General features: G+C 45.2%; 15 protein-coding genes. 10 read left to right on the top strand and 5 right to left on the bottom strand.

The window, feature by feature from the left end; all coding sequences use genetic code 11:
• Positions 1-24: 24 nt before the first annotated feature.
• The 3 genes from JBF11_RS08520 to JBF11_RS08510 all read left to right on the top strand — a co-directional run bounded on the left by JBF11_RS08520 (position 25) and on the right by JBF11_RS08510 (position 2,696).
• Positions 25-222, top strand: a complete 198-nt coding sequence (locus tag JBF11_RS08520; protein WP_334315052.1) for an ATP-binding protein — start codon at positions 25-27, stop codon at positions 220-222.
• 258 nt (positions 223-480) lie between these two features.
• Entirely contained in the window at positions 481-1,947 is a 1,467-nt protein-coding gene (locus JBF11_RS08515; RefSeq protein WP_334315051.1) for an SLC13 family permease, read from the top strand.
• Positions 1,948-2,210: 263 nt separating this feature from the next.
• Positions 2,211-2,696: a YbaK/EbsC family protein gene (locus tag JBF11_RS08510; protein ID WP_334315050.1), complete on the top strand. Its 486-nt coding sequence runs from the start codon at positions 2,211-2,213 to the stop codon at positions 2,694-2,696.
• A 447-nt stretch (positions 2,697-3,143) separates the two neighbouring features.
• Here JBF11_RS08510 and JBF11_RS08505 read toward each other — a convergent pair whose 3' ends face one another.
• Entirely contained in the window at positions 3,144-3,818 is a 675-nt protein-coding gene (locus tag JBF11_RS08505; RefSeq protein ID WP_334315049.1) for a GntR family transcriptional regulator, read from the bottom strand.
• Between the two features lie 246 nt (positions 3,819-4,064).
• Here JBF11_RS08505 and dctP point away from each other — a divergent pair, with 246 nt between their 5' ends.
• The 4 genes from dctP (at position 4,065) to speB (ending at position 7,912) form a co-directional block, all read left to right on the top strand.
• Positions 4,065-5,063, top strand: a complete 999-nt coding sequence (dctP, locus tag JBF11_RS08500) for a TRAP transporter substrate-binding protein DctP (protein WP_334315048.1) — start codon at positions 4,065-4,067, stop codon at positions 5,061-5,063.
• 65 nt (positions 5,064-5,128) lie between these two features.
• Complete coding sequence (locus JBF11_RS08495; RefSeq protein WP_334315047.1) at positions 5,129-5,638, top strand: TRAP transporter small permease subunit; 510 nt, start codon at positions 5,129-5,131, stop codon at positions 5,636-5,638.
• The gene (locus tag JBF11_RS08490) at positions 5,635-6,951 is read left to right on the top strand and encodes a TRAP transporter large permease (RefSeq protein ID WP_334315046.1); all 1,317 of its coding nucleotides are present in this window, start codon (positions 5,635-5,637) and stop codon (positions 6,949-6,951) included. Before JBF11_RS08495 ends, JBF11_RS08490 begins: the two co-directional genes overlap by 4 nt.
• A gap of 13 nt (positions 6,952-6,964) precedes the next feature.
• Entirely contained in the window at positions 6,965-7,912 is a 948-nt protein-coding gene (gene speB, locus JBF11_RS08485) for an agmatinase (RefSeq protein WP_334315045.1), read from the top strand.
• 116 nt (positions 7,913-8,028) lie between these two features.
• Here speB and JBF11_RS08480 read toward each other — a convergent pair whose 3' ends face one another.
• Genes JBF11_RS08480 through JBF11_RS08465 form a run of 4 tightly spaced genes read right to left on the bottom strand, consistent with a single transcriptional unit; the run spans position 8,029 to position 11,141 of the window.
• Positions 8,029-8,907: a hypothetical protein gene (locus JBF11_RS08480; RefSeq protein WP_334315044.1), complete on the bottom strand. Its 879-nt coding sequence runs from the start codon at positions 8,905-8,907 to the stop codon at positions 8,029-8,031.
• Between the two features lie 10 nt (positions 8,908-8,917).
• The gene (locus tag JBF11_RS08475; protein WP_334315043.1) at positions 8,918-10,111 is read right to left on the bottom strand and encodes a pyridoxal-phosphate-dependent aminotransferase family protein; all 1,194 of its coding nucleotides are present in this window, start codon (positions 10,109-10,111) and stop codon (positions 8,918-8,920) included.
• 8 nt (positions 10,112-10,119) lie between these two features.
• Positions 10,120-10,533 carry a diacylglycerol kinase gene (locus JBF11_RS08470; protein WP_334315042.1) on the bottom strand — a complete coding sequence of 138 codons (414 nt, stop codon included), beginning with the start codon at positions 10,531-10,533 and terminating at the stop codon, positions 10,120-10,122.
• A 53-nt stretch (positions 10,534-10,586) separates the two neighbouring features.
• Positions 10,587-11,141 (bottom strand): hypothetical protein, encoded by a 555-nt coding sequence (locus JBF11_RS08465; RefSeq protein WP_334315041.1) that lies wholly within the window; start codon positions 11,139-11,141, stop codon positions 10,587-10,589.
• A 140-nt stretch (positions 11,142-11,281) separates the two neighbouring features.
• On the opposite strand from JBF11_RS08465, the gene JBF11_RS08460 reads away from it, so the two are divergent.
• From JBF11_RS08460 to JBF11_RS08450, 3 genes are all read left to right on the top strand, one after another.
• A complete protein-coding gene (locus JBF11_RS08460) occupies positions 11,282-11,671 on the top strand; it encodes a hypothetical protein (protein WP_334315040.1) in 390 nt (129 codons plus the stop codon).
• Positions 11,671-12,000, top strand: a complete 330-nt coding sequence (gene yjgA, locus JBF11_RS08455; protein WP_334315039.1) for a ribosome biogenesis factor YjgA — start codon at positions 11,671-11,673, stop codon at positions 11,998-12,000. Before JBF11_RS08460 ends, yjgA begins: the two co-directional genes overlap by 1 nt.
• 86 nt (positions 12,001-12,086) lie before the next feature.
• A complete protein-coding gene (locus JBF11_RS08450) occupies positions 12,087-12,548 on the top strand; it encodes a universal stress protein (protein ID WP_334315038.1) in 462 nt (153 codons plus the stop codon).
• The last annotated feature ends 142 nt before the right edge of the window (positions 12,549-12,690 follow it).

The following is a 12,690-nucleotide window of genomic DNA, read 5'->3' as shown; positions in this document are numbered from 1 at the left end:
AAATAACCTTAAAAGGAGTAAGATATGCCTCCTGTTTTTGACGCAACAAAATGTAAAAAATGCCGTAAATGTGTGACACGCTGCCCAGGATATTTGCTTGAAATGGGTGAAAAAAAACCGGAAGTGCGTTTTCCGAACGAATGCTGGCACTGCGGCTGCTGCCGTATCGCCTGCGAACACGAAGCAATCAGCTTTGAATTTCCTCTTTACACAAGAGTTTGAATCCTGCAAACAAAACGCCGATACATATCCGGCACGTTAACCCATAACAACACTCTGACATGCAATTTTTTTTGCATGTCAGAGCGGAAAAACGCCGTATCTTTTTCACATTCTTTTTCCGTACATTAAATCAGCACATTAAATCAGCTGGGAGCAATAAAAATAAGTTGCTGACAACGGCAATAAAAAAATTTTTAATGTGATAAAATAAAAAAATCACAAGCTCGACAGTTGAAAATCACCTTTTGAGAGGATTTTATGGAAGCGACAACAACCCAAAATACTGCACTACAATCTAAAAACATACGCTATTATATCAACGCATTCATCACAATAGCCATTATGTTCGGTTTCGGTTATTTGCCTCCCATAGCCCCCATCACTCCCCTTGGAATGAAAATTTTGGGAATATTCCTTGCGCTGCTCTACGGCTGGACTTTTGTCGACCAAATATGGCCCAGCATATTGGGAATGATAGCACTGAGCCTGACCGGCTACGCACCGCTTGACACGCTTATGAAAAGCGGCTTTGGCAACAATACCGTCCTTCTCATGTGGGGCATGCTTTTAATCGCTTCACTGGTTGATTCCGCAGGCGTAAGCAAATTCATCGCCACCTATTTCATTTCACGGAAATTCGTTTTGGGAAAACCTTGGATTTTGATTTTCACCTTTTTCTTCACCATTTTCCTTATGTCGGCAATGACGTCATCCGTACCGACCATTGTCGTGGGCTGGGGGATTTTATACTGCATTCTCAACCAATTAGGATACAAAGCGGGCAATCCCCTATCCTCTTACATGGTGGTCGGCGTCGTTTATTCCAGCCTTATCGGTTTGGCGCTGTTTCCTTGGAAAGTGCTTCAAATGGTTGTTTTGGGCATGTTCGCAAATACGGCGGGCTATCAGCTTGAATATTCCCTGTATATTGCGCTGACGCTTCCTATCAGTATTGCCGCCATTACCGGTTATGTTCTTTTGGGCAAATTTCTTTTCCGCTTGGATGTTGAAAAGCTGAAGCTCGTCACTCAAGATTCCTTCGACCCGAAAGATTTGGAAATCAACACCAATCAAAAAATCATCATTTCCATGCTTGTTTTATTGGTTATCTTATTGATAGCTCCCAGCATCATGCCGAAAACATGGGCTGTCACAAAGATACTGCGGGGTATCGGAGCGCACGGCGTGACGTTCCTTATCCTCGGCATATTCGTATTCCTGCGCTTTAATAATAAGCCAATGATCAACATCAGAAAGTCTTCCAGCGACGTGCAATGGGACTGCATTTTCCTGACCGCCGCCATGCTTCCCTTTACCGCGGCGCTCAATGCCGAAAGCACAGGCATCAATGCCTTTTTGGTTGAAAAATTCAGCATTTTGTTTACCGGACTCTCACCGAACCTTTTCATTTTCCTTGTCATACTCATAACCATTATTTCCACCCAGTTCATGAACAATGCAATTTGCGGAGGAATTTTGTTCTCTATCGTTTACCCCTTTGCGGTAGCCATAAACGTCAACCCCGCAATGATTACCGTTTTGATGATTTTCTGCCTGGCGCTCGCCATGCTCACCCCGGCGGGCTCCCCCATGTCAGCCCTCATGTTCGGCAACAGTGAATGGGTAACTACAAAGGATATTTATACATATGTCGTCCCCGGAGTGATTGTCATTTTCCTTTGCGTGTGTGTTGTGGGCATTCCGGTAGGTTTTTTGGTGTTCTGACATATCTCTGAAAAAACAAAGCCGCTTGCGGCGAACCGCACCCCATTTATCGGGCACAGCCAAACCAATACTTGAGAAGCGGTTCGCGGCGAGGGGTTTTTCATTTAAAAAATAAAATTAAAACAATAAATTGAACGCACAATGCATATAATTTTTCTTGCGCTCTTCAAAAAGTCGGTATACATTCAAGTACACAAACGGAAAAGTATGTTCTAACCGTTTCTTGTGACGTATCATACTTGCAGTAAACAGGAAAATTGAATATGGCAATAGAAAAAGTCAAAGCGTATTTTAAAAAATTCGGCATGGAAAACAAAATACAGGAATTTAAAGTTTCCAGCGCAACCATTGAGCTTGCCGCTCAAGCCCTGCACTGTGAACCGTGCAGAATTGCCAAAACACTTTCCTTTTCGGTCAATGAACACCCCATATTGATTGTGGCTGCCGGCGACGCCAAAATCGACAATTCAAAATACAAAGCCCAATTCAAAACAAAAGCGAAAATGCTTTTGCCTGAAGACACCGAAACAATAATCGGGCATAAAGCAGGAGGCGTTTGCCCTTTTGCTGTCAATGAAAATATTGACGTTTACCTTGATGAATCATTGAAACGGTTTCAAACCGTTTTTCCCGCTTGCGGAAGTGATAACAGCGCCATCGAGCTGACCATTCCGGAACTTGAACAATATGCCCAAATGACGGCATGGGTAGATGTTTGCAAAAATTGGAATGAACCCAAGAACGATTAATCCGATATGCAGAAATATTGTACTATTCATATCGATAACAATATTAAATTCATCACGCCCGATAAAAAATAAAACACACCTCTTGCAAGCTGAAAAGCCGTTCAAAGAATACCCAAAAAGCGGCTTGAAAGTATTCCAAGCCGCTTTTTATTCACATTCTTTTAAGTTTTGCATCTAACTATTCATCCAATACCGGTGAATTAACAGTATGCATTAACGAAGCTGTTTCTATGGCATTAACCATATTGATAATTTCTCTTTCAGTCACTTTAAAAAGGACGGACTGGGCTGTTTCCAAATCAAAACCTTTTTCATAATTGCTTCAGGCATGATTTGATGGTGAAGCATAGACACATTAGCTATTATATAAACTGATACATCAGATAAATTTAAAACCGCTTCCATGCGTATTATCGCAAAACAAGCATTTTTCCGCAACATTCAATTTCAGTCGTTTTTTGAAACGCCGTAGGCTTTTTTGATATAATGCAGATTATAATCAATTCCCCAGTGGATTTGCTTGATAATGTATTCAAGCTTGGCAATATTCTTTTCCTTTATGGAATCAACAATCTGCCCATGCTCTTTAATCGCGTTTTGATACCATTCCCTGATGAAATTCTTGCGGGGAAAGTCCCAAAGCCTGTTTTTGATAGGCGTGATAATGCGTTCGGCGAAAACATTTTTGCCAAGCTCGGTGAAAACATCATGAAATTCATAATGGCATTTGTCATATGTGACCATGTCGTCCTCATTCAAGGCATTTCTCATTTCTTCATTTTTCAGGTAAAGATATTCCAAATGCTCCGGCGTGTAAAAATGCAGGGAGCTCATTATGAGCAGCGCTTCAAGCGTTCCGATGGTGCTGTATAAAAAAGGAAAATCCTCATATTCCAAAGAATTGATCACAACTTTGCTGCGCGGATAAATGGTCAGGAACCCTTCCGCTTCAAGCTTGATGAGCGAATCCCTCAAAGGAGTGCTGCTCATGGCGAGCTTTTTGCTGATATCTTTCAAATTCAGCGTGCTTCCCGGAAGAAGCACGCCGTCACGCATTTGTTTCAGCAAATATTCATAAACTTTTTCACGTGCGGACCCTTCGGAATGAATTGGCTGTATCATATATCTTCCTTTTATCATTATGCTTTTCATAAGTATATCAAATAAAACATCAAGTCAACAACAAAAATACAATTTATCTTTCAGAAAAATATATAATTATAAGAGGTTATATTTATTTCGCAAACAAAATCACAGAATTTTTTAAAAAAGGCTTTTCTTTTTTTAAAAATTTTTATATAGATAAGTTAACTGATATATCAGTTGAAACAACATAAAACATTTTCTTTGTTTTTAATGGAGGAACGTATGAAAAAATTATTGAAACAAGCGTTAGCGGCATGCGCCGCGGTTTTGCTGTCCGCCGGTATTTCCCAAGCCGCTGACTACAACCTTAAATTACAGACATATTATCCGGCGACAACCCTGCAAATCGCCAAAGGGTTTGCGGATAACGTAAAAGCCATGTCAAACGGCAGGGTCGACATTCAAATTTTCTCCGGCGGAGAACTTGTCGGCTCCGGCAATATCCTGAAATCCGTTAAAACTGGCATGATCGACATCGGACACGGCATGGGCCACCATTTTGCGGAAATGAAGACAGGCACGTTGGAATCCGGACTTCCCATGGCTTGGATGGACGCCACGGAAGCGCAAATCCTCTATAAGCACAGAGGATTGAAAGAAATTTTTGAAAAGCAGTATGAAAACGCCGGAGTGGTGTATCTCGGGCCGACCAGAGCTTCCGCATACCAGCTCCTGACCAAAACCCCGGTCAGCTCCCTTGATGAACTGAGAAAATTAAAAATCAGGGCGGTGGGCGCAGCAGCAAAAATGCTCACCAATTTGGGCGTGAGCTGTGTGAACCTTCCAGTGGAAGATATTTACATGGCGCTTTCAACCGGACAGATTGACGGCGTTCTGTACGGAAACGCGTTTGAATACGAAGAAACCAAATATTACGAAGTCGCCCGATATATCAATACGACGCCGCTCATCGACCCAATCACCGACACGCTGATCATCAATAAAAAACTTTGGGATTCTTTCCCTGACGACATTAAAGCCATTTTCAGAGCCGCCGCCGACTGCGCCGTAAACGATTACTATTTCTTCACGGCGAACGAAAGCATGCGCGTTATCGGAACCACGTTCAAAGACAAGACAACGTCTTTCTCCGCGGAAGACCAAAAAGAAATCCTCCAAGCCGCAATCAAAGTATGGGACGAGGAAGCGAAACGCTCTCCTGAATTTGCGAAAGGCGTAGAAATTTTGAAACAGTTCGCCAAAGAAAAAGGAAGACTCTAACCATGAGGGCTCAGGGCGGCAAGCCGCCCTGACTTTTTTGCAACATCAGCGGAAAAGGACGTATTATGATGACAATAAAAAGAATTGTGGAATGCATTGATAAAACGAACCGTTTTATCACATCGTTCACAATGTGGCTCATTCTTCCATTGATCGGCATCATGCTTTTTGAGGTGGTCATGCGCTATGCGTTCCATTCCCCGACGGTTTGGGGGGCGGAACTGAGTTCCATGATTTTCGGTATCTATATGATTTATTCGGGACCTTGCTCTGTTTATGAAAAAGTGCAGGTAGGCGTCGATTTGTTTTCTTCAAAATGGAAACCCAGAACGCAAGCCGCCGTGCATTGCCTCACCTATGTTTTCACCATGGCGTTTTTCGTCAGCATAATTTCTTTAACCTTTAAATACGCAATGGAATCATGGGAATTGAAAGAAGTGTCGACATCCGCGTGGGGTCAGCCCATTTATCATTGGAAAGCCCTCATCCCCATAGCCTATGTGCTGACTTTCGCGCAAACGGTTTCCGACTTCATCCGCAACGCATACCTTGCGATAACCGGGGAGGAATTATGATAGACGCGTATTCGACCACCGCATACATGTTTCTTTCCATGCTGCTTTTAATGGCAACAGGTCTGCCTATTGTTTACTGCCTCGGTGCAGTCGGCTCTCTTGCCGCAATTTTCCTTTGGGGCTTTGAAGCGCTGGACATCGTTTATTTTGCAACTGTCGACCTCATGAACAACCTTATCCTGAGCGCCGTACCGCTCTTTATTTTCATGGGCTTCGTCCTTCATGAATCAAAAATAGGCAGGGATTTGTTCGACACCGTCCATTTGTGTTCGGGCAGGCTCCGCGGCGCATTGGGCATAGGAACAATGCTTTTATGCGCATTGATGGCTGCCATGCTCGGAGTAAGTTCCGCGACGGTACTCTCCATGGGCGTTATCGCCGTTCCTGCCATGCTCCAAAAAAAATATGACAAATCACTGGCTGTCGGCATCGTACAGGCGGGCGGCGCATTGGGCTTTTTAATTCCTCCCAGCATGATGATGGTCATGTATGCCTTCATCAGCGGCGTTTCGGTCGGAAAGCTTTTTGCAGGCGGCATTGTTCCCGGAATTTTGCTTTCGCTGATTTATATCCTTTATATCGTCATCCTCGCATGGCTCAAGCCGGATTATGCTCCCGCCATGGAAACCGAGGAACCCGTCTGCACCAAAATCAAAGCCAAAGCCCTTCTTGAACTTGCGCTTCCATTAACCCTTATTTTCTCTATCTTGGGCACTATCTTCATGGGCTTGGCTTCTCCGACAGAAGCAGCCGCCATCGGCGCGGCAGGCTCCCTTGTCTGCGCCGCAATCAAAAAACGCCTGAATTTGGAAATGCTCAAAGCCAGCTGCAGGCAAACATTCGCTATTTGCGGTTTTGCGGCATACCTTATCATAGCGGCATTGATTTTCAGCAAAGTTTACACCGGACTTGGCGCGACAACAATGATCAAATCCCTTGTCCTCGGACTTGACCCCAATCCCATTGTCGTCATGGCGCTTATTCAGATCTCGTTTTTCATCTTAGGAATGTTCATGGACGACATCGCCATTTTATTCATGTGCATGCCCATTTATATCCCTATCATCATCGGTTTGGGTTTTGACCCCGTATGGTTCGGCATTTTATTTGTTGTCAATATGCAAATGGCGTATATCACACCGCCGTACGGGCTCAACTTATTTTACATGCGGGCGGTGGCGCCGAAAGAAGTCACCCTGAAAGACATTTATTGGGGAGCTGTTCCGTTCATTTTCCTGCAAGGGCTTCTTCTCATTCTTTTAATTTTGTTCCCGCAGCTTGTGCTTTGGCTTCCCGACTTGATTTTCGGATAAAAAAGGATTGAATATGATGACTGTAAATTCACTAGAAATACCAAGATTTTCCGGCATTAGAACCTTCATGCGCCTGCCTCAGGCGGCAGACGGACAAAAAGCGGACGTTTCCGTCATCGGGGTACCTTTCGATACGGCAACCTCGTTCAGACCGGGAACAAGATTCGGACCTGCCGCCCTGCGCGAAGCTTCCCTTATTCTCAAACCCTATTGCCCCGTCGTGGATGTGGATATTCTGGAACATTTGACAATCGCCGATTATGGCGACTGCCCGACAATTCCGGGATACACCGCGGAAAGCCTCGACAAGATTCAGGAACACTTATTTCCCTTTTACAAGGAAAACACCGTTCCCGTTGTCTTAGGCGGCGACCACAGCATAACCCTTGCGGAACTGAGGGCTTTTCATGAAGCGAAAGGACCTGCGGCACTGCTCCATTTCGACGCCCACAGCGATACCGTTCCGGAATATTTCGGAAAACCCTATAACCACGGCTCGCCTTTCTACCATGCCCTCAACGAAGGATTGATCATTCCGGAAAAATCCATACAAATCGGCATACGCGGACCTCTTTACGACAAGCATATCTTGGATTATCCCAAAAACAAAGGCTTGCGGATCGTCCTGGGCGACGAACTCCACAACAGGGGCTGTGATGCAATTATCGCCGAAGCCATTGCGCGGCTGCAAGGAAGCCCTGTTTTTTTAACCTTTGACATTGATTTTCTTGACGCTTCATACGCCCCGGGAACAGGCACCCCGGAAGTGGAAGGCTTTTCAACACGGCAAGCCCTCTGCATGGTCCGAAAAATCTGCAAAAAAATCGACGTGGCAGCCATGGATCTCGTGGAAGTTCTGCCGGATAAGGACGCTTCAGGCATAACCGCCTTAGCCGGCGTTTCAGTAATCCATGCCTTTCTCGCCGCCCTTGCATGGCGGAAAAGCAATACGCCTTCATAAAAAAACGGGTATCCCGATAAACATGTATACGCGCCATGCCCCGTTTGCCGAACGGGTGAAACCGATGAACGGGACATGGCGCAAAATGATGTAAATCAGAAACCATGGCAGGCAACTCATTTTCTTGCGAAAACGCCGTTGAAATCAAGAGGAAAAAGGGCAGGCGCATGAACTATGCAAAGGCTGTCCTGCATGGTGAGCAAATACAGCTTCTGCCCGTTCACGGTCGAAAGGGCAAGCCACAGTTTTCCGTCTTCCGGAAGCTCAGCGCGAAAAAAAAGCTGAGGCATTGTTTTTGTGTTTGCTAAGGGTTCATTTTTCCTGTTTTCCGCATTCACCGCATCTTTTTCAGCAAGCGTTTTTTCCTGCTCCAATTTCGCATTGCTGACCGCGCTTTCCTGCGGTTTCGCTTCGGCGCTCTTTCCCATAAATAAAGGAACAGTGCCGTAACCCTGCAGAAAAACCTTTTCATCTTCCTCGGTCAGCGTAACAAAGGTTTCCCCTTTGACATAACGTCCGAGCACCGGCTCATGCCAAATTTTTTGGGCTAATTCCTGTGTTTTCGCCACTGTTGCGAGCATAAAGGCATGGTCTTCCGGAATGGCGGGCACTTGCTCTTTAAACGTATTCGCAACGTCATTCCTGCCGCTTTCAAGCCAAATCTTATGTCCCTGCCAAAGTTTGCCGTACGCTTTTTTATCCGATTTCCTCACTAAAATCCGCCATGTCTGATTAAGCATGGAATCGGCTAAAGCGTATTGTTCGTTATCGGCTGTAAAATGAGCGTGTTTTTCATCCGTGAGGAAAAAATCTTCCTGAAAATCCTCCGGGCTTTGCTCTGCATTGTTTTCTGCGGCAGGCTGTTTAGCATGTTCCGCACGGCTTTCTTCTTCCAATGCCGACCGCGGGTCGAATTCTTCATAAAAAGAAGGCTCTTCGGCTGATATTTCCTGTCCAAAGAGCAAAATAAAAACAAAAATCCAAAAAATTTTCATACCGCACCGATTATGCGCCTGCGACACCATTTTTCGGATATGCCGGAGCATTCTCATACGCCTGCATGGCTATGCTCATATAAGCGTTATCAAAAGCAGCAGGTTTTTGAGGCAAACTTCTCGCAACGGCATAAAGCCCGGCAAGCATATCCCCAAAATCCACATGTCCCATGTGGGCGAGGCGTATCATCTCATCTTTCATAGGCTCCTGCCCTGCTGCGATAACCACGCCTGTTTCTTTCGCCGCAAGACCGACCAGTTCGCTGCCTGAAACGTTCTGAGGCATTGCGACGGAAGTGAGTCCCCATGCGTAATACGTTTTCGCAAAGGGCTCGAGCCCCATGGCTTTTATTCCCGCTCTGGTCATCTGCGCAAGGGCGAAGTGCTTTTGATAAAGAGCGTCCAAGCCTCCGCAGCCCCCGTGTCCTGAATCCTCAAAAATCATGGCAAGAGCTTCTTTCAAGCCCACAATCAGCGAAACCGGAGAACTGAAATTGGTTTGATTTTTCAACACGTTCTTAAGTTCCGCTTTCAAATTGAAATAAAAACAGCTTGTTTCCGTTTGTTCGGCTTTTTTCCACGCTTTTTCCGAAAAAGCAAGCAGCGAAAGACCTGCCGGCACCATAAGCCCTTTCTGCGAACCGGTTAAAAGAACGTCAATCCCCCATTCGTCCATAGGCGCAGGAGAAATTCCCACGGACGAAATACCGTCGGCAACAAGCAAGACATCATATTTCCGCGTTATTTTCGCAATTTCATGAATAGGGTGCATAACCCCCGTGGAGGTTTCGCAAATTTGAATGCAAACACCTTTTATATCGGCATGCTGTTTCAAAACCGCTTCAATATCTTCAGCTAAAACCGCCTCTCCCCAAGGCTTCGCAATTTCAACGATTTCCAAGCCCTGCACCTGTGCGATGGAACGCCAGCGTTCCCCGAATTTTCCCGCTTGCGCCACAAGGATTTTTTCACCACGGCTGAATAAATTGATGACAGCCGCGGTCATCGCTCCCGTCCCGGAACTTGCCAAGGGCAAAACTTCTTGCTCCGTGCCGAAAAGTTTTTTAAGATAAAACCGTGTTTCTTCCAAGACAGCTTTGAATTCAGGCTTCCTGTGATGTATCATGGGCATAGCCATCGCAAGGCGCACTCTGTCCGGAATCGCCGTGGGTCCGGGAGTTAAAAGGCGTAAATGATTTTGCATTTCCAATCCTACTTATTCAAATATGTTTTTGCGTAATTAATCAGCTGATACAATTCCGGAGCGTAAATAAGCGCCTGTCCGTAAATATTGATCATAATCAGAATAAAAACGGCGGCGGACCCCATATCCTTGGCGGCTTTCACCCGTACCGAATATTCATGGGTAATTAAATCGAGAGCTTCTTCAATGGCGGAATTAAAAAGTTCAGCCACAATGACCAAAAGCCATCCGGCAACGGATATTGAGGTTAAAAACCAATATTTATCCGTATACCACCCTAAAAAGCCCAAAAGAACCAATATGAAACATTCCTGCCGTATGGCGACGCTCACCCGCAAGCCCGTCAAAATGCCCTGTAAGGAGTAACTGAGCGCGTAAAAGATATGCACTATTCCATTAAAAAAACCTGTCTTTTTTTCCATAACCATTTCCCTTATGCAGATATGTTCAAACGTACCGGCTGAAAAAATCGCAGCTATTCTTGATAACCGGGCAATTCGACGGAATGGAAATTATCGCTTTGCCCGTTCGCTTTCGGACAAGCTTCACGCAAATAGCAAATTTCGCAAGCCCCTCTGAAAGGCAGAGAAGTCAAAACGCTGAAACGGCGTACCAAAGTAGGCTCACCGTCAAGATAAGGAATATTTTCCGCTTTCAAAGCTTCCGCAATGCTTTCGTTGGGAACGGGGCAGGGGGCACAGCCCGCTTGTTCCACTTCGGGCAAGATTTGATACACGGCGTTCATAATGATGCTTTGCCCGATACAGTTGAAACGGAACCCTTTTTCAGGGTCTTTCGCAAAAAGCTCATCCGCTTCCTGTTCCGCTTTTTCATTCAGCCAAACAACCAGATAATCGCCTTTTTCCGTTTTTAAAACAACGCTGTTCAGCTCTTTCGCCACACGTTCGAAAGTATGCACCATATCTTCCAGAACCTGTCCGCCGAGCCGGGTTTCCTGCAAAAGAGCCATGACGGCTTCCATATCGAAATAAGGCTGGACCTTGAGCACTTCTTTTGTGTAATTCGCCATATAATCCTCATAGATAAAGTATGAGAACAGTATATACGCTTTATGCGAGGTGTCAAACACATAATTTATATGCCTTTACATTCCTTGTCATGCAAAGTAAAATGCAAAAATGCAAGAGCGAAAACTTACATGAGGTTTTTATGAAAAACAAAATGAACAAATCGCAGCTGCCGAATAAAATCCGCTATGAATATCAGGAAGAAAGCAATCTCGCTATGCAATACGCCCATGGCGTTTGGGGGGGAATCAACCCCCAAGGGGAAATTGAAATCAATTTTTATACCGAACAAGATAAAATTCCCACAAATTCCGAACGCTATCTCAAACCAGACGGTTCGTTCGGACCGGAAATAACCCTTACGGAAGAAGACACCCGGATTGTCACACGCAAAATCAACGCGAAAGTCTTAATCAACCGGCACACGGCACGGGCGCTTTTAGGCTGGCTTGCCGAAAAGCTGGAAAATCTGGAAGCGGAGGAATTGCGCAATTTTGAAATGGAATTCAATAAAAACGGACGGAAACAATAATGGCTAAAAAAAACCGCTATCAATATCAGGAAAACACAAGCGGCGATGAAAACCGTATCAGCCGCTCGCAAAAAAAGCGGGACAGCACGGAACTGCAAAAACTAGGCGAGGAACTTGCCGGTTTGGCTCCCGCCAAGCTCGCCCTGTTGCCCCTTACCGAAGATTTGGAACATGCCTTCGCAGAATACAGAAAACTGAAAAGCAAAGAAGCGAAAAGGCGCCAGCTCCAGTATATCGGACGCCTTATGCGCGAAGCGCAGCTTGAAAGCGAAGCGAACGGCACGGAAGACATAGTAAGCGTTTATCTTGACGCAAAAGGGGATTTGTGATGCTTGCCCGGAACTTGCCCCGTGTTTATTGACAAGATCCGCCGCAAAGAGTATGATGAAACAAAATCTATGAAAAGAGGTGCATTATGCCATCATTAAAAACTATTTTATGTGCATTGGATTTATCGGAACACAGCCAAGTAGTGGCAGAAGAAGCCTCCATGCTTGCAAAATTATCCGGCGCAAAGATTTATGCAATGTATGTCGCTCCGACCATGACCCAATATACCGGCTTTCATGTGGCGCCCAGCACTATTGACGGCTTTGTCGGCGAAATCGTCACCGGTGCGGAAAACAGCATGGCTGAATTTGTGGCGAAACACTTTGAAGGCGTTGAAGTCGAAGCCGATGTGGTTGTCGGGTACGCCACGGAAGAAATTCTTGCGGCAGCTGACAAATACAATGCGGACATCATCGTTATGGGTACGCACGGACGCAAAGGCATTGACAGAATTTTATTCGGTTCCGTCGCAGAAAAAGTCGTCACCCAATCAAAAATTCCGGTTCTTACCATCCGCCCCGCAAACTTGACTGAAAACAACGGCTAACCGTTGTCTGACTGTTATTGACACATAAAAAACATGCCTTGAAATTGATTTGGAATTGATTCGGGCATGTTTTCTTTTTTTAAAAAGCAATAAAAAAGAGCATATCCCTATGCCCTTTTTTATTTCAATATACTGTAATCAC

Origin of the sequence: Taurinivorans muris (assembly GCF_025232395.1) — a bacterium.
Classification (GTDB): Bacteria; Desulfobacterota; Desulfovibrionia; order Desulfovibrionales; family Desulfovibrionaceae; genus Taurinivorans; species Taurinivorans muris.
Note: the sequence above shows the minus strand (reverse complement) of the source record. Positions and strands in the feature narration are given on the sequence as shown.